The organism is Pseudonocardia sp. EC080619-01, assembly GCF_001420995.1.
In the GTDB taxonomy this organism is placed as follows: Bacteria; Actinomycetota; Actinomycetes; order Mycobacteriales; family Pseudonocardiaceae; genus Pseudonocardia.
Genome location: NZ_CP012184.1, coordinates 4445252 through 4461271 on the forward strand (window position 1 = coordinate 4445252; position 16020 = coordinate 4461271).

Genomic DNA, 16020 nt, shown 5'->3' on the forward strand with positions numbered 1-16020 from the left:
GGCCGGGCGGGCCGAAGGTCCGTGTCCGGCCTCACGCCGCCGCCCGGCCGCGCTCAGGCGTGACCGTGCACCAGCACGTCGGAGAGGCGGCGGCGCGGGGTGGCCGGGAGCTCCCGGTCGTCCGGGGCGCGCCCGATCCTGATCAGCAGCTGGGCGTGGTCGGGGGTGCGCAGCACCCGCGACGCCAGCGCCGCCCGGGTCGCCCTGGTCTCCAGGATCCGGGTCAGCGGGCAGGTCGCGAGGCCCGCGCGGGTGGCGGCCAGCAGCAGCGCGCCGCCGGCCTCCCCGGCCGCGAGCCGGGCCTCGTCGTCGTCGGCGGGGGTGCTGAGCACGAGGATCGTGGCCCGGTCGTGGGCGAGCGGGTCCACCGGCAACGACCCGGGCGGGAAGCGGACGGCGAGATCGTCCCCGGCCGTCCGGAGTGTGCCCGCCGGGACCGACGAGGCCCGCACGCCGTCGCGGGAGCCGGCGTAGCGGTGCGTCCAGACCAGCAGCTCCGCGGCCTGACCGGGCCGCCGGCGGGCGTCGCGGGCGGCCTCCCGCTCCAGCTCCGCGAGCTGTTCGCGGGCCGCCGTCCCCGTCACGGCGTGCAGGGCGACGCCGTAGCGGGCGGCGCGGAGGCCGAGCGCGGCGCGGGTGTGCGGGGCGAGCTCACCGTCGGTGAAGGGACGGCGGTCGCTGCGCCGGACCGCGATGGCGGGCGCGAGGACGCGGTCGGCGCGCGCGGCCCGGTCCGGTGGCTCGCCGGTGAGACGGACCGTGGCCAGATGGTGGCGGTCGTCGGTGGGGAAGCGCAGCGTCTCGTGCCCGACGTCCGCCGCGGCCAGGGCGACGTGCAGGTGGGAGAGCGCGCTGCCGCAGCTGACCAGCAGGTCGCGGCCGTCGGGATCGGTGAAGGGCAGCCGCCGGTCCGGGTCGCCGTACAGCTCGATGCGGTCGGCGCCGATCCGCCAGCGCCACGGCTGGCTGTTGTGCACCGAGGGCGCCATGAGCGCGGTGGCGACCGCCTGCCGGACGACACCCGGGCGGGGTGGGGTCGGCCCCGGGACCCCGGGCCCGGTCACGACGCGCCCACCGGGGTGCCCGTCCCGGCGAGCTCGCCGGCGATCGCCGACGCCCACGGCCCCCAGCCGGCCGCCTCCGGCCCCTGCACGGGTCCCCGCAGTTCCACCCCTGCCGGCGGCACCGGGTGCGGGTGCCGACCGGGACCGGTGCGCGGGTTGGCATCGAACATCCAGAGTGGACGGTCGCGCAGCAGGTCGTCGTCGTGGTGCAGGAAGCGGTGGGCGGCCAGGCGCGCCCACGGCCGGTCCCAGGCCCCGCCGAGGACGACGGCGCACACCCCGTCGAGCGGGGGGAGGTCGCCCGCGGCGGCGATCAGCGGGCTGTGGCCGTGCACGACCAGCGCACGCCCGATCTCGGCGGCCGCGCGCAGGGTGCGGTGGTCGGCAGAGGCGAGCGCGACGAGGACGGTGCCGGCCGGCGGGTGCGGGGAGTTCATGGGTCTCCTCCTGGTGGAGGGCCCAGTCTGCTCCGATCCGCCGCGGACGGGGAGGGCCGACGGTCACCGGATTTCCGGGACGCAGTACCCCGTGCGGATCAGGTGTGCGGGGCGCCGTACCACCGCCACCGCGACGGCGGTGGGACCCCGTTCAGTGCTGCCCGGCCGGTCCGGTGCAGCAGTGTCGCCGCCGGGTCGTCGCCCGGGTCGGTGTCCGGCCAGAGGCGGGCGAGCACACCGCGGCACAGCGGGGCCGGCATCGTCCAGCCGACGCCCGGCCCGCGGGTGATGTCGTGGGTGTGCACCAGCACCTCCACCACGCCCATCGCGGCGAAACCGCAGGCGTCGCCGTCGCCGTAGGGGTGCCAGCCGCGGACGCCGGGCGGCGCCGTGCGGACCACCGACGCGAGCATCGCCCCGCCGGTCTCCACCACCAGGAGCAGGCCGTCGACCGACGCCGCGGCGGGGACCGTGAGCTCGAACGGCGGGTAGTCACCCGCCGGCGCGACGGCGACCTGCGCGGCGTAGCCGAACAGGTCGTCGGCGACGTGCACGGCGGTGTCCCGGCACGACCACTCGAGCGGCCCGGCCGGGGCCGACCAGTCGGCGTCGTCGGTCCCGCGCAGCGCCTCCGTCATGACCACGACCGCCTGCTCGACGTCCTCCGCTCGCATGACGGGCAGTCTCCCGGCCGGTCCCCGGCGGTGCACCGGGATTAGTCTTCCGCGGTGGCCCACGAGGACGAACGCATCGCCCTGCTGCTCGACTACGAGAACCTCGCGATCGGCGCCCGGGACGGGCTCGGTGTCGTCCCCTTCGACTTCGGTCCGGTCGCCGACGCGCTCGCCGAACGGGGCCGGGTGGTGGTGCGCCGCGCCTACGCGGACTGGTCGGCGTTCGACGAGGACCGCCGCCTGATGGCCCGCGCCCAGGTCGAGCTCATCGAGATCCCGCAGCGGATCGGTGGCTCGCGGAAGAACGCGGCCGACATCAAGCTCGCCGTCGACGCGATCGAGCTCGCCTACGAGCGCGGGTTCGTGACGACGTTCGCGATCGCCACCGGCGACTCCGACTTCACCCCGCTGATGCACAAGCTCCGCGAGCTGGACAAGCGGGTGATCGGGATCGGGGTGCAGTCCTCGACGTCGGCACTGCTGCCGCCGGCCTGCGACGAGTTCCTGTTCTACGACCGGTTGCCCGGTCTGGAACCGAGCCGTGAGCCCGCTCCGCAGCGCCGCAGGCGGGGCACGGCGCGCCCGCCCGCCGCGGCGGCGGCCGCCGAGCCCGTGGCCGCCGCGGCCCCGGCGCCGGCCGGGGCCCCGGCCGCACCCGAGCGGGACCAGAACCCGTTCGGTCTCACGTTCTCCGACGCCACCGAGGAGACCGCGACGACCGGGGCCGAGGAACGCGACGTCGACGGCCTGGTGGTCAGCACCCTGGCCGGCCTGGCCCGGCACGCCGACGGCCCGGTCCTCGCGTCCCGGCTGAAGCGGGCGATCCTCCGCAAGGACCCCACCTTCGACGAGGCCGACCACGGGTTCCGCGGGTTCGGCGAGCTGCTGCGCCACCTGGAGACGCAGGGCGCGCTGTCGCTGGCCGCCGGGTCGGCGCAGGGCGACCCCGAGGTCACGGTGCCCGACGACCCCGACGCCGACCAGGACGCGTTCGCGCTGCTCGTCGGCGTCGTGCGGGACCTGAGCGCGGCCGGCGGACCGCCGCAGCTGTCCGGGCTGAAGGACCAGCTCCGCAAGCGGGTGCCCGACTTCTCGGAGAAGCGGTTCGGCTTCGGCAGCTTCCTGTCGTTCGCGAAGGCTGCCAGGGCCCGGGACCTGATCCAGATGGAGTGGCGCGACGACGTCGGCGACTACGTGATCAGCCCCGCCCCCTGACATGGTCCGGCCCCGCCCCGGACGTTCTGCGGGGCGGGGCCGACGGGGCCGGGGTCAGCGGCCGGTGGCCTTGCGGGTGCCGCTCTGGAAGAGCTTGCCGGCACGGGAGGTGACGGCGCCGGTCACGCCGAACGCGGTCGCGACCGCGCCGGCGGCGACCCGGCTGCCGAACCGGATCGGGTTCAGCGGCCGGTAGAGGCGGAGGGCGAACTCGTCGAGGCGGACGGCGGCGCGCTCACCGTCGTCGTGCAGCTTGCGCGCCAGCCGGGCACCGGTGTCGTCGAGGTCGTCCTCGACGCGCTCACCGACCCGGGCGGCCCGGTCCGCGCTGCGCACCGCGGTGTCCGCGCCCTCGCCGGCGACGGACCGCAGCGTCGCCGCGGAACGCTCCGCCGAGGCGGTGGCCTCCCCGGCGACCTGACGTCCGGTGCGGGAGGCGGTGCCCGCCAGACGCTCGCCGGTGGCCTTCGCCGCGTCGGCGGCGTCCCGGCCGGCGTTCTCCGGCTTCTTGCCGTTGTCGGAGACCTTGCGCGCCTCCGCGGCGACCTGCTCGGCGCCGGTCTTCGCCGTGTCACCGGCCTTCGCCGCGGCGCTGCGCGTCTCGCCGGCGACCTTCCGGGCGGTGGTGGCGGTGTCGGAGCCGATCTCGTCCGCGGTGCGGCCTGCGGTGTCGGCGGCCTTGGCCGCGGTGTCCGCGGCCGCGGTCCCGGTCGCGGAGGCGGTCGCCCTGGCCGCGGTGCCGGTGGTGGCGTCCGAGCCGGCTTCCACCGAGCGGCGTTCGCGGACCGAGCCGTCGGTGCCGTACACGACGAGGTTGCCGCCGCCGTCCTTCGCGATGATCTCCACCGCCCTGGTGATCGCCTCGGCCTGGGTGCCGGCCTTGGCGCTCGGGCGCTGGGCGTTCTGCTTCTCGACGGTCCAGCCGTCGTCGACCGGCTTCACGTGGCGGTCGGCCATGGCGGGTTCTCTCCTCTGGGAAGACTGCGGAACGGCGCCGGAGCGCCCGTGTCGGTCGGGGGGTTCCCCGTCGCACGACGGGTAAACGCTGGTCAGCGCTTCGTGGTGAGGGTCTCCCGGCGGCCGGCGGCGACGAGGGCGAACAGCACGCCGAGCACGACCGGGGTCAGCACCAGCGCTCCGCCGTGCAGCACGAACGCCTGCGTGAGCGCCGCGCCGATCATGAGCAGGACCAGGCCGACCGCGGCGGGGCCGGCGTACCGCCTGGTCATCAGGCCGATCCCGCCGGCGAGCTCCAGCACCCCGACGAGGTAGCGGAGCCACTGGCCGATCCCGATGTCGGTGAAGATCTGCACCGCGGAGGCCTCGCCGACGAGCTTGGGTGCGGCGGAGGCGACCACGATGAACAGGCCCAGCAGGATCTGCAGCACCCACAGTGTCCGGTGCAGCGCGGGGGAGACGGACGGGCGGGTGGCCGACGGCGCGGACATGACGTACCTCCGGGGGCGGGCCACGGCCGGTCCGTGGCACTCACCCGATCAGACCGGGACGAGCAACGGAACTCATCGCGGAGCCCGGGGGGATGCCCCCGTTACGCCGTGTGTGGGATCTGCGAGGGTCGTGGGACGACGCACCGGACACGGAGGTCCCTCGGGTGGAGCTGGTCACGGCGGTACTGCACAGCGCGTGGCTGATCCCCGCCCTGGTCCTGATGATCGCGGTGGACGGGCCGATGCCGGTACTACCGAGCGAGACCGTCCTGATGACGGCGACGGCGACGGCGGGCGTGTCTGGTGACGTGCCGATGGTGGTGGGCCTCGTCCTCGCCGCGGTCGTCGGCTCGATGACGGGTGACCTCGCCGTGCACGCGCTCGGCCGTGGCCCGCACCGGTTGCTCCCGCGCTCCGCCGACACCGACGACCGTCCGGCGGTGCGCTGGGTCCGGGAGAACCTCGCCCGGCGTCCGGTGACGGTGCTCGCGGCAGCCCGGTTCCTGCCCGGCGGGCGCCTGGCCGGCTGTGCCGCGGCCGGACGGCTGGGGCTGGGTCTGCGCCCGTTCCTGGCCGGGTCGGCCGTGAGCTCGGTGCTGTGGGCGTCGTACATGCTCGCGATCGGGCTCGCGCTCGGTCCGGTGACCGGCGGCAACCCGCTGCTGTGCGTGCTGGCGGGCGGGGTGCTGGCCGTGGTGACGGCGTCGCTGTTCTGGGTGGCGAGCCGGGTGCGGACGCTGCGGCGGCGGGCTCACGGGTCCGCACGGCCGGTCCCGGCGCTCGCAGGCCGCTGACCCGGCGCCGCTCCACGAGTTACACCACCGGGCACCGGGCCCGCGAGCGGACTCGCGGTACCCGATGTCCCGATGGTGCCCGGCACCGACAGGGGCTCCCGGTTCTGCAGGTGCCGGTCGCACGGTTCAACGCACGAGAGCGCCCCGGGTTGTGGTGCGGGTGGCGGTCGTTCCGGGTTCGACCGCGAGCGGCATCGCGTCCGCGACGGACGGGGCCGTGACGACGACCGGAGGCCGATGTGGACCGTTTCGGTGCGATCGCCGGTCGTCGGGTGGCGACGGGCGGGGGTGATCCGGTTCATACTCGGCGGATGCGCGAGTCACGATGGCGGGCCGAGGTCGGCACGGCGAACGCGGCCTGGCTGGCCACCGCGTGCCGGACGGCCCTGCTCGCCCGCGAGTACCGGCCGGTCGACGCCGGGGACGGGGTCGTCGAGTTCGGCCGCCGCGCCCTGGGCGCCATCCGCGAGCTCGGTGAGGAGGAGGACGGCTACGTCACCGACGACGCGGACGGTCTCCGGATCTGGATCGGTGACGACGCGTTCGACCTGGAGCTCGTGGAATGAGTCCGGGCCCGGCCGCGGTGTGCGGCCGGGCCCGGACTCGTTCGGATCCGTGTGGCTGGCGCTCAGCCGATCTGGCGGTCCGTCGGGTCGATCGGCCGCGGGAGCACGGTGCGGCCGGTCAGGTAGGTGTCCACCCCGGCGGCCGCGGAACGGCCCTCGGAGATCGCCCACACGATGAGCGACTGCCCGCGGCCGATGTCGCCGGCGACGAACACGCCGTCCGCGGACGACATGTAGGTCTCGTCGCGGGCGACGTTGCCGCGCCCGTCGAGCTCGACCTCCAGGTCGGTCAGGAGCCGGCCCTTCTCCGGGCCGACGAAGCCCATCGCCAGCAGCACCAGCTGCGCCGGGAGCTCCTGCTCGGTGCCCTCGACCGGCTCGAAGCCGTTGTCGCCGCGCTTGACCTCGACGATCCGGATGCCGGCGAGCCTGCCGTCGGCGTCCTTCACGAACTCGGTCGTGTTGACCGAGAACAGCCGCTCGCCGCCCTCCTCGTGGGCCGAGGACACCCGGTAGACCATCGGGTAGGTCGGCCAGGGCATGCCCGCGGTGCGGTCCTCCGGCGGCGTCGGCATGATCTCCAGCTGGGTCACCGAGCGCGCACCCTGGCGGTGCGAGGTGCCCAGGCAGTCGGCGCCGGTGTCACCGCCACCGATGATCACGACGTCCTTGCCCTCGGCGGAGATCGGGGGCGCGTCCATGTCGCCCTGCTGCACGTGGTTGGCCCACGGCAGGAACTCCATCGCCTGGTAGACGCCCTCGGCGTCACGGCCGTCGGCGGGGATGTCGCGCCACGCCGTCGCGCCGCCCGCGAGGACGACCGCGTCGAAGTCGGCCCGCAGCTGCTCGACGGTCACGTCGGTGCCGACGTCGACCGAGGCCCGGAAGTGGGTGCCCTCGGCGACCATCTGCTCCAGCCGCCTGTCGAGCCGCGACTTCTCCATCTTGAACTCGGGGATGCCGTAGCGCAGCAGCCCGCCGATGCGGTCCGCCCGCTCGAACACGACGACGTCGTGCCCGGCACGGGTGAGCTGCTGGGCGGCGGCCAGCCCGGCCGGCCCGGACCCGACGACGGCGACCTTCTTGCCGGTCTTCGCCGCGGGCACCTGCGGGGTCACCCAGCCCTCGTCCCACGCGCGGTCGATGATCTCGATCTCGACCTGCTTGATGGTGACGGCGTCGTCGTTGATCGCGAGCACGCACGCCGCCTCGCAGGGCGCGGGGCACAGCGTCCCGGTGAACTCCGGGAAGTTGTTCGTGGCGTGCAGTCGCTCGGTCGCCTCCCGCCAGTCCTTGCGGTAGACGAGGTCGTTCCACTCGGGGATGAGGTTCCCCAGCGGACAGCCCTGGTGACAGAACGGGATGCCGCAGTTCATGCAGCGCCCGGCCTGCTTCTCCAGGCTCTGGCGGGGGAAGTCCTCGTAGACCTCGCGCCAGTCCATCAGGCGCAGGTCCACCGGTCGCTGGGTCGGGGTCTCCCGGCGGGTCGTCATGAAGCCCTTCGGGTCACCCATGAGCAGCCTCCATGATTGCCTGGTTCACGTCGCGCCCCTCGCGCTCGGCGTTCTCCGTCGCGAGCAGCACGCGCTTGTAGTCCTTGGGCATGACCTTGCCGAACCGCTCCACCGCGGCGTCCCAGTCGGTGAGCAGGGCGTGCGCCACCGCGGAGCCGGTCTCGGCGTGGTGCCGCTCGACGCGGTCCCGCAGGATGGCGCGGTCGTCCTCACCGAGCGGGTCGAGGTCCACCATCTCCGGGTTGACCCGGTTCTTGTCCACGTCCAGCACGTAGGCCACGCCGCCGGACATGCCGGCCGCGAAGTTGCGCCCGGTCCGGCCGAGCACGACCACCTGACCGCCCGTCATGTACTCGCAGCCGTGGTCGCCCACGCCCTCGACGACGGCGACCGCGCCGGAGTTCCGCACGCAGAACCGCTCGCCGACGACGCCCCGGATGAACATCTCGCCCGAGGTGGCGCCGTAGCCGATGACGTTGCCGGCGATGACGTTCTCCTCGGCGGGGAACGGCGCCGACGGGTCCGGCCGCAGGGTCAGGCGTCCGCCCGACAGGCCCTTGCCGAAGTAGTCGTTCGTGTCGCCGACCAGCCGCAGGGTGATCCCCTTGGGCACGAAGGCACCGAAGCTCTGGCCGGCCGCGCCGGTGAGCGTGATGTCGATCGTGCCGTCCGGCAGGCCCTTGCCGCCGTGCGCCCGGGTCAGCTCGGACCCGAGCATGGTGCCGACGGTGCGGTTCACGTTGCGCACCGGCAGGTCCAGCGTGACCTGGTCGCCGTTGCGCAACGCGCCCTCGGCCAGCTGGATCATGGTGTTGTCCAGCGCCTTGTCCAGGCCGTGGTCCTGCTCGCGGGTCCGCTTGCGCGGCACGTCGTCGCCGTGGTCACCGACCTCGAAGATCGGGGACAGGTCGAGGTGCCTCGACTTCCAGTGCTGCGCGGCGGTGTCGACGTCGAGCACGTCGGCCCGGCCGATCGCCTCGTCGATGGAGCGGAAGCCCAGCTCGGCCAGGTACTCCCGCACCTCCTCGGCGACGAACCGCATGAAGTTGACGACGTACTCGGCCTTGCCGTCGAACTTCTTGCGCAGCTCCGGGTTCTGGGTCGCGACGCCGACCGGACAGGTGTCCAGGTGACAGACGCGCATCATGATGCAGCCCGACACGACGAGCGGGGCGGTCGCGAAACCGAACTCCTCGGCGCCGAGCAGCGCCGCGATGACGACGTCGCGGCCGGTCTTGAGCTGGCCGTCGGCCTGCACCGTGATCCGGTCACGCAGGTTGTTGGCCATCAGCGTCTGCTGGGTCTCGGCCAGGCCGAGCTCCCAGGGGCCGCCCGCGTGCTTGATCGAGGACAGCGGCGAGGCGCCGGTGCCGCCGTCGTGGCCCGAGATGAGCACGACGTCGGAGTGCGCCTTGGACACGCCGGCCGCCACGGTCCCGACGCCGACCTGGGACACCAGCTTCACGTGGATGCGGGCCCGCGGGTTGGCGTTCTTCAGGTCGTGGATGAGCTGCTTGATGTCCTCGATCGAGTAGATGTCGTGGTGCGGTGGCGGCGAGATGAGGCCGACACCCGGTGTCGAGTACCGGGTGGTCGCGATCCACGGGTAGACCTTGCCGCCCGGCAGCTGACCGCCCTCGCCGGGCTTGGCGCCCTGCGCGATCTTGATCTGGATGTCGTCGGCGTTGACCAGGTACTCGGACGTGACGCCGAACCGGCCGGACGCCGCCTGCTTGACGGCGCTGCGGCGGGAGTCGCCGTTCGGGTCCGGGGTGAAGCGGTCCGGGTCCTCCCCGCCCTCACCGGTGTTCGAGCGCCCGCCGATGCGGTTCATGGCGATCGCCAGGGTCTCGTGCATCTCCTGCGAGATGGAGCCGTAGGAGATCGCGCCGGTGGCGAACCGGGTCATGATCGACTCGATGGACTCGACCTCGTCGATCGGCACCGGGGCCCGCAGCCCCTCCTTGAAGCCGAACAGGCCGCGCAGCGTCATCAGCCGCTTCGCCTGCTCGTCGACGGCCTTCGTGTACTCCTTGAAGACGTCGTACTGGCCGGACCGGGTCGAGTGCTGCAGCTTGAAGACGGTCTGCGGGTTGAACAGGTGCAGCTCGCCCTCGCGGCGCCACTGGTACTCGCCGCCGACCGCCAGGGCCCGGTGCGACGCGCGGACCTCGTCGGACGGGTAGGCGCGCCGGTGGTGGGCCAGCACCTCCTCGGCGAGGACGTCGAAGCCGACGCCGCCGAGGCGGGAGGTGGTGCCGGTGAAGCAGGCGTCGACGACGTCCTGCCCCAGGCCGACGGCCTCGAAGATCTGCGCGCCGGTGTAGGACGCGACGGTCGAGACACCCATCTTCGACATGGTCTTGCGGACGCCCTTGCCGAGCGCCTTGACCAGGTTCTTCGCCGCGGTCCGGCCGTCGACGCCGGGGATGTCGCCCCGCTCGGCGAGGTCCTCGACCGTGGCCATCGCCAGGTACGGGTTCACCGCGGAGGCGCCGTAGCCCAGCAGCAGCGCGACGTGGTGGACCTCGCGGGCGTCCGCGGACTCGACGACCAGGCCCACCCGGGTGCGCGAGCGCTCCCGGACGAGGTGGTGGTGGACCGCGCCGGTCAGCAGCAGGGACGGGATCTGCGCGTGCTCGGCGTCGACCCCGCGCTGGGACAGCACGATCAGGCGGGCGCCGCCCTCGATCGCGCGGGACACCTCCTGCTTGATCTCGGCGAGCCGGGACAGCAGGCCCTTGCCGCCGTCCTTCGCGAGGAAGGTCCCCTGCACGACGTGCGAGGCGAAGCCGGGGAACTCCCGGTCGTCGTTGATGTGGACGATCTTCGCGAGGTCGTCGTTGGTGAGCACCGGGAACGGCACGACGACGGTCCGGCAGTGCGCCGGGGTCGCGTCGAGCAGGTTCTGCTCGGGGCCCAGCTGGCTGAACAGCGAGGTGACGAGCTCCTCGCGGATCGCGTCCAGCGGCGGGTTCGTGACCTGCGCGAAGAGCTGGATGAAGTAGTCGTAGAGCTGGCGCGGGCGCTCGGAGATCGCGGCGAGCGGCGCGTCGTTGCCCATGGAGCCGATCGGCTCGGCGCCGCCGACGGCCATCGGGCGGAGGACGACGTTGAGCTCCTCCTCGGTGTACCCGGACGCCTGCTGGCGCAGTGTGAGCGCCTGGTGGGTCGGGGTCTCCCGGTGCCGGTCGGGGAGCTCCTCGAGGCGGATGAGGCCGGCGTGCAGCCACTCCTCGTAGGGGTGCTCGGCCGCCAGCTCGCCCTTGACCTCGTCGTCGTCGACGATCTTGCCGCGCTCGGTGTCGATGAGGAACATCCGGCCCGGCTCGAGACGGCCCTTGCGGACCACCTTGTCCGGCTCGACGTCGAGCACGCCGACCTCGGAGGCCAGCACGACGAGCCCGTCCTCGGTGACCCAGTACCGGGCGGGCCGCAGGCCGTTGCGGTCGAGGACCGCACCGATCTGGGTGCCGTCGGTGAAGGCGACCAGGGCCGGTCCGTCCCAGGGCTCCATCAGCGTGGAGTGGTACTCGTAGAACGCCCGGCGGGCGGCGCCCATCTCGGTGTTGTGCTCCCAGGCCTCCGGGATCATCATCAGCACCGCGTGCGGCAGGCTGCGCCCGGACAGGTGGAGCAGCTCGAGGACCTCGTCGAAGGTGGCCGAGTCCGACGCGTCCGGGGTGACGATCGGGGTCAGCCGCGACAGGTCGCCCGGCAGGTTCGCGGACTCCAGCAGCGCCTCGCGGGCCGCCATCCAGTTCCGGTTCCCGCGCAGGGTGTTGATCTCACCGTTGTGCGCGACGTAGCGGAACGGGTGGGCCAGCGGCCACGCCGGGAACGTGTTCGTCGAGAACCGCGAGTGCACGACGGCCAGGGCCGAGGTGACGCGCTCGTCGGTCAGGTCCGGGTAGAACGCGGCGACCTGCGGCTCGGCGAGCATGCCCTTGTAGATGACGGTGCGCGGCGACAGCGACGCGAAGTAGGTGTCGTGCCCGTGCTCGACCCGCTTGCGCAGGCAGAACGCGCGACGCTCCAGCTCGATGCCGCTCGGCGCGCCCGCGGGGTCGTCGCCGGTCAGCTCGGCGCCGCCGACGAACAGCTGCCGGAAGATCGGCATCGCGGCGAGCGCCGTCGGGCCGAGGTCGGCCGCGTCCGGGTCGGTGGGCAGCTCGCGCCAGCCCAGCACCGTCAGGTTCTCCTCGGCGGCCAGCCCGTCGATCGCCCGGACCGCCGCCTCGGCGGCCTCCGGGTCCTGCGGGAGCATCGCGATGCCGGTGGCGTACGCACCGGCCGCGGGCAGCTCGAAGTCGGTGACCTCGCGGTAGAACTCGTCGGGTACCTGGATCAGGATCCCCGCACCGTCACCGGTGTTGTGCTCGGACCCGCGCGCTCCACGGTGCTCCAGTCGCAGCAGGGCCTCGATGGCCTTCTGCACGATGGAGTGGTCGCGCTTGCCGGTGACGTCGGCCAACATGGCCACACCGCAGGCGTCGTGCTCGTGATCGGCGGCGTACAGACCACCGGGCGAGGGGCGACGCATCTGGTCACTGATCGCGGCCAACTGCTCCTCCTGTCGTCTCGGTGCACCTCTGCCACCCGCATCGGACGACCCGGGACCAGGCAGCTCGCTGCGGTCCGAAAGGGTTCTCAGAATACAGCGCTGCGCTGGTACGGGGCGTGCGAAGTGGGCCGTTCAGGTGCACCGTGCCGCCGGGCGGGTGACCGACGGACGTTGTCCTCCGGGCACGACGAGCGGCCGGGCGCTGGTTGTCAGTACCCGGCCAAAACCCTGCGGCACGGTTCGACCGCACACCCCGGCGAGTGCGGTCTGGCGAGAGCACAGAGTCGCATGCCGCCGCCCGGACGCGCTACTGATGATCGGGCCCCGGGCCCGTGATGTGGATCGCTGGCCATCCGACCAGGGCGACGTTGCCGTCCTGTGTCCGGACGGTGAGCGACGCGTGACCATCCGACGGGAGGGGTCTCGTGCCGAGGGTATCGCTGCGCGTGCCCGATCCGTTACCGCAACGGTGCGGCGGATCCGGCCCCGCCGGGGGAGAGTGGCCGCGATGGACCTACCCGCGCCCGGCCGAGCCATGTCGGCGTCACCTGATCGGACGACGATCGCGGCGGTGCTCGCCGACGTCGCCCGGATCGGCCCGTGGTTCGCCGTCGGCCTGCTGCCGGCCGGCGCCGCGGTCCCGTCGCCCGGCCGGTCCGCCCGCGCGGGTGCCGGCGGGACCGGGCCGCGCCGCTGGGACGAGCTCCACGCGCCGCCCGGTGCCGGGACCGACCCGCTGTCGGCGCGGATCGACCAGGTGGCCGCCGCCCTGCGCACCGACCGGCGGGTCGCGGCGTCGATCGCGGTGCAGGGGATGGCGGCCCGGCTGGTGTCGATGCCGTTCGCCGCCGTCGCGCTGCACGGGGTGCTGCCGTCGCTGGGCGACCTGCACCGCGACCCCGGTGCCGACGACCCGTGGGCACCCGCCCTGCCCGCGGAGCCGGTCGCCGTCGTGACCCCGGACGCCCGCACCGACCCGCACGGCGCCGCCGGTCTGCTGGCCCGGGAGCTCGCCGGCACCCACCTCGAACCGCTCTACGCGGCCGTCGGTGCCCGGGTGTCGGTGTCGGAGCGGGTCCTGCGCGGCAACGTCGTCTCCGCGATCGCCGGGGCAGCCCGGGTGATGGACACCGCGCGGCCGGCGGACCGGCCCGCGTTCCTCGCGCTGCTCGACGCCCTGGTCGGGCACCCCGGGCTGGCCGGTCCGCTGCCGGACGGGGCGACCGGGCGCCTGTCCCGGCCCACCGGCGACGCCGGGTGGACCTTCCACCGTCGCTCCTGCTGTCTCTACGTCCGGGTGCCCGGCGGTGGCACCTGCGGCGACTGCGTCCTCGCCGGACGGGGCTGACGGGGCCCGGGGCGCCGTCCGGCCGTGCGGGGAGCTCGCGTGCGGGGAGCTCCCCGGCGGGGAGGTCTCAGGCGGGGAGGTCTCAGGCGGGGAGATCGATGCCGGCGACCGTGACCCGGACCCGCGCCGCGAGGCCGGTGACCGCGGCGACCTCCTCGGCCACCTCGCGCTGCACCCGCGCCGCGAGGTCCGCGCACGGCGTCCCCAGCCGGACGCCGACGGTCACCCGGATCTCGGCCTCCCGGCCGAGGACGGTCGCGACGACGCCCTGGGTGCGCAGCTCGTCGGGCACCGGGTAGCGGGGCAGCCAGGTCGCGGCCAGCCCGAGCAGGGTCTGGGTCACGTCGCCCAGCAGTGTCGCCACGCCCGGGACCGCGCGGGCCCGGCGCGCGGCGACCCGGGCGACCGCCAGGTCCGAGACGTGGACGCGGACGGTGCTCACCGGCGTGCCACCTCCGGCTCCTCCCACACGTCCTCCACATGGATGTCGACGCCGGCGATCGGCACGCCGAGCGTCCGTTCTCCGGCCGAGATGATCATCTGCCGGACCCGCGCGGTGACCGAGGCGAGGTCGACACCGAACCGCGCGGACACCGTCATCCGGACCCAGACCGGCTCGGCCGGGCCGGGGCCGCGGGCCTGCTCGATCCGGCAGCGCCGGGCCCGCAGGCCGCCCATCGAGTCGACGACGTGCCGCAGCGCGGCCTCCGCGGCCGGGCGTCCCAGCCAGGCGTCCGGCCCGATCTCCAGCAGCTCGTGCGGACGCAGGTCCGCCACGACCGCGCCCATCACCTGCTCCAGGACCGACGGCGGCGGCCGCAGCGGCTCGGCCGCCATCCGGGCGACGAGCCCGCCGAGCCGGTCGTGGTCGGCCCGCGCCGCGACGCAGTGCGGGCAGGACACCTCGTGCTCGTCGAGGGTGCCGCCCTCGGCGTGCTCCCAGACGTCGGCGGCGTCGCGCCCGCAGGCCAGCGGCTCCACCTGCTCTACCGCCATGCCCGCATCCTCTCCGCCAGGGCCGTCCGTGCCCGGTGGATCCTCCCGCGTACCGCCGTCTCGGAGACACCGGTGATGTGGGAGATGTCGGCGTACCCGAGCCCCTCCAGCTCGCGCAGCACCCAGCAGGTGCGCTGCTCGCCGGGCAGCTCGGCCACGGCCCGGGACAGCGCGGCCATCTCGGCGTCGACCTCGGCGGCCCGTTCCGGGGAGCCGGATCCGGTGACCAGGACGGAGGACCCGGCGCCGTCCTCCGCGGGCAGCGGCTCGGTCCGCCGGTTCCGGCGCATGAGCGCGGTGCAGCGGTGCGTGACGATGCGGTACATCCAGGTCGAGAACGCGGCCTCGCCGCGGAAGGTGCCGATCCGGCGCCACGCGTCGATCAGGGCCTCCTGCAGCGCGTCCTCGGCGTCCGCGCGCTGGCCGAGCACCCGCACCGCGACCCGGAACAGGGCGTCCTGGTGCCGGCGGGCCAGCTCCTCGAAGGCGTGCACGTCACCGTCCTGCGCCCGTGCGACGAGGGTCGGCTCGTCGAGCGCGGCGCGCGGCGTCGCCGCACCCTGCGCCTCGGGCGGTGCGGCACCGTCCACCGGTGCGCCCCCGACCGGCGTCGCGGTCGGCGACCCGTCCTGGGTCGTCCGGTGGGTGACCTGCACGTCCGTCCGTCCCGATCGGTGTGGGCGATGGTCCCGCGTCCGAGATGTCCGTCTCTCCCGCGGTTGAGACGTGATCGACGGGGTACCCGGCGCGTGTCAGCGACGGTAGCGACCGGCTCGTGCCGTCGCGCGTCGGACACGCAGAGGAAGCGGGTGAGCCCCATGGGTCTCGGAGACAAGATCGACAACAAGACCGAGGAGCTGGGCGGGAAGGCCAAGGAGGCCGTGGGCCGTGCGGCCGACGACCAGGACCTCGAGGCCGAGGGCAAGAAGGACCAGGTCACCGGGAACCTCAAGCAGGCCGGCGAGAAGCTGAAGGACACCTTCAAGAGCTCGAAGGACTGATCCACCCCCTCCGACGACGGCGGCGCCCACGACCGGGCGCCGCCGTCGTCGTGTGCGGGGCCGGGGACCGTCGGCGGGGCTAGGGTGCCCGCGTGGACGAGCACACGGGCCCCGGGCCGCAGGACGTGGCGACGGCCGTGCTGGCGCACCCGTCGGTGCTGCGGCTCGACGGCGGGCCGTTCGGCTCCATCGCCTCCTACCTCCCCGGCCACCGGGTGTGGGGCGTCCGCCTCGGCGACCCCGTGGAGATCGCCGTCGTCGTCGGCCTCGGCGTCCCGTTCGCCGAGATCGCCGACGGGATCGCGGCCCGCGTCCGTGCCGTCCTCGGCGACGACACCGTGGACGTGGAGGTCACGGTGGCCGACGTGGGCGGGGTCGATCCCGTCCCGTCGCGCTGAG

General features: G+C 74.2%; 16 protein-coding genes. 6 read left to right on the top strand and 10 right to left on the bottom strand.

Translation table 11 applies throughout. From position 1 onward, the window contains the following. Window positions 1-53: 53 nt before the first annotated feature. The 3 genes from AD017_RS20815 to AD017_RS20825 form a co-directional block, all read right to left on the bottom strand. The gene (locus AD017_RS20815; RefSeq protein WP_029239875.1) at window positions 54-1064 is read right to left on the bottom strand and encodes a nitroreductase family protein; all 1011 of its coding nucleotides are present in this window, start codon (window positions 1062-1064) and stop codon (window positions 54-56) included. Further along, entirely contained in the window at window positions 1061-1501 is a 441-nt protein-coding gene (locus AD017_RS20820; protein WP_060575205.1) for a hypothetical protein, read from the bottom strand. The genes AD017_RS20815 and AD017_RS20820 overlap by 4 nt, the downstream gene beginning before the upstream one ends. A gap of 98 nt (window positions 1502-1599) precedes the next feature. Further along, on the bottom strand, window positions 1600-2175 hold the full coding sequence (locus tag AD017_RS20825; RefSeq protein WP_060575206.1) for a maleylpyruvate isomerase N-terminal domain-containing protein: 576 nt from the start codon (window positions 2173-2175) through the stop codon (window positions 1600-1602). 54 nt (window positions 2176-2229) lie between these two features. On the opposite strand from AD017_RS20825, the gene AD017_RS20830 reads away from it, so the two are divergent. Further along, window positions 2230-3390 carry a PIN domain-containing protein gene (locus AD017_RS20830; RefSeq protein WP_060575207.1) on the top strand — a complete coding sequence of 387 codons (1161 nt, stop codon included), beginning with the start codon at window positions 2230-2232 and terminating at the stop codon, window positions 3388-3390. A gap of 54 nt (window positions 3391-3444) precedes the next feature. Here the strand turns inward: AD017_RS20830 and AD017_RS20835 are convergent, their stop codons facing one another. Then, window positions 3445-4347: a DUF2188 domain-containing protein gene (locus AD017_RS20835; RefSeq protein ID WP_060575208.1), complete on the bottom strand. Its 903-nt coding sequence runs from the start codon at window positions 4345-4347 to the stop codon at window positions 3445-3447. Window positions 4348-4439: 92 nt separating this feature from the next. Further along, the gene (locus AD017_RS20840; RefSeq protein ID WP_060575209.1) at window positions 4440-4838 is read right to left on the bottom strand and encodes a DoxX family protein; all 399 of its coding nucleotides are present in this window, start codon (window positions 4836-4838) and stop codon (window positions 4440-4442) included. Window positions 4839-5002: 164 nt separating this feature from the next. On the opposite strand from AD017_RS20840, the gene AD017_RS20845 reads away from it, so the two are divergent. Both AD017_RS20845 and AD017_RS20850 read left to right on the top strand, forming a co-directional pair. Then, entirely contained in the window at window positions 5003-5632 is a 630-nt protein-coding gene (locus AD017_RS20845) for a DedA family protein (RefSeq protein ID WP_060575210.1), read from the top strand. A gap of 311 nt (window positions 5633-5943) precedes the next feature. After that, window positions 5944-6198: a hypothetical protein gene (locus AD017_RS20850; RefSeq protein ID WP_010230410.1), complete on the top strand. Its 255-nt coding sequence runs from the start codon at window positions 5944-5946 to the stop codon at window positions 6196-6198. A gap of 62 nt (window positions 6199-6260) precedes the next feature. Here AD017_RS20850 and AD017_RS20855 read toward each other — a convergent pair whose 3' ends face one another. Then, complete coding sequence (locus AD017_RS20855; protein ID WP_060575211.1) at window positions 6261-7712, bottom strand: glutamate synthase subunit beta; 1452 nt, start codon at window positions 7710-7712, stop codon at window positions 6261-6263. Further along, the gene (gene gltB / locus AD017_RS20860) at window positions 7705-12255 is read right to left on the bottom strand and encodes a glutamate synthase large subunit (RefSeq protein ID WP_060576513.1); all 4551 of its coding nucleotides are present in this window, start codon (window positions 12253-12255) and stop codon (window positions 7705-7707) included. Before gltB ends, AD017_RS20855 begins: the two co-directional genes overlap by 8 nt. Before the next feature lie 529 nt (window positions 12256-12784). Between gltB and AD017_RS20865 the strand changes: the two genes are divergently transcribed. Then, window positions 12785-13624 (top strand): (2Fe-2S)-binding protein, encoded by an 840-nt coding sequence (locus tag AD017_RS20865; RefSeq protein WP_202968888.1) that lies wholly within the window; start codon window positions 12785-12787, stop codon window positions 13622-13624. An 82-nt stretch (window positions 13625-13706) separates the two neighbouring features. Here the strand turns inward: AD017_RS20865 and AD017_RS20870 are convergent, their stop codons facing one another. The 3 genes from AD017_RS20870 to AD017_RS20880 are packed head-to-tail and all read right to left on the bottom strand — an operon-like array spanning window position 13707 to window position 15276. Beyond that, window positions 13707-14066 (bottom strand): Asp23/Gls24 family envelope stress response protein, encoded by a 360-nt coding sequence (locus AD017_RS20870; protein WP_060575213.1) that lies wholly within the window; start codon window positions 14064-14066, stop codon window positions 13707-13709. After that, entirely contained in the window at window positions 14063-14620 is a 558-nt protein-coding gene (locus AD017_RS20875) for an Asp23/Gls24 family envelope stress response protein (protein WP_010232512.1), read from the bottom strand. Before AD017_RS20875 ends, AD017_RS20870 begins: the two co-directional genes overlap by 4 nt. Next, window positions 14611-15276, bottom strand: coding sequence for an RNA polymerase sigma factor (locus tag AD017_RS20880; RefSeq protein WP_010232511.1), 666 nt, complete (start codon window positions 15274-15276; stop codon window positions 14611-14613). Before AD017_RS20880 ends, AD017_RS20875 begins: the two co-directional genes overlap by 10 nt. Window positions 15277-15438: 162 nt before the next feature. Between AD017_RS20880 and AD017_RS20885 the strand changes: the two genes are divergently transcribed. After that, the gene (locus AD017_RS20885; protein ID WP_010232510.1) at window positions 15439-15621 is read left to right on the top strand and encodes a CsbD family protein; all 183 of its coding nucleotides are present in this window, start codon (window positions 15439-15441) and stop codon (window positions 15619-15621) included. Between the two features lie 92 nt (window positions 15622-15713). Continuing rightward, window positions 15714-16019, top strand: coding sequence for a hypothetical protein (locus AD017_RS20890; protein ID WP_010232509.1), 306 nt, complete (start codon window positions 15714-15716; stop codon window positions 16017-16019). The last annotated feature ends 1 nt before the right edge of the window (window position 16020 follow it).

Coding starts and splice junctions, on each gene's coding strand:
- AD017_RS20835 (WP_060575208.1), bottom strand. CDS start 4,347: ATGGCCGACCGCCACGTGAAGCCGGTCGACGACGGCTGGACCGTCGAG.
- AD017_RS20885 (WP_010232510.1), top strand. CDS start 15,439: ATGGGTCTCGGAGACAAGATCGACAACAAGACCGAGGAGCTGGGCGGG.
- gltB (WP_060576513.1), bottom strand. CDS start 12,255: ATGCGTCGCCCCTCGCCCGGTGGTCTGTACGCCGCCGATCACGAGCAC.
- AD017_RS20820 (WP_060575205.1), bottom strand. CDS start 1,501: ATGAACTCCCCGCACCCGCCGGCCGGCACCGTCCTCGTCGCGCTCGCC.
- AD017_RS20855 (WP_060575211.1), bottom strand. CDS start 7,712: ATGGGTGACCCGAAGGGCTTCATGACGACCCGCCGGGAGACCCCGACC.
- AD017_RS20875 (WP_010232512.1), bottom strand. CDS start 14,620: ATGGCGGTAGAGCAGGTGGAGCCGCTGGCCTGCGGGCGCGACGCCGCC.
- AD017_RS20865 (WP_202968888.1), top strand. CDS start 12,785: ATGGACCTACCCGCGCCCGGCCGAGCCATGTCGGCGTCACCTGATCGG.
- AD017_RS20825 (WP_060575206.1), bottom strand. CDS start 2,175: ATGCGAGCGGAGGACGTCGAGCAGGCGGTCGTGGTCATGACGGAGGCG.
- AD017_RS20840 (WP_060575209.1), bottom strand. CDS start 4,838: ATGTCCGCGCCGTCGGCCACCCGCCCGTCCGTCTCCCCCGCGCTGCAC.
- AD017_RS20850 (WP_010230410.1), top strand. CDS start 5,944: ATGCGCGAGTCACGATGGCGGGCCGAGGTCGGCACGGCGAACGCGGCC.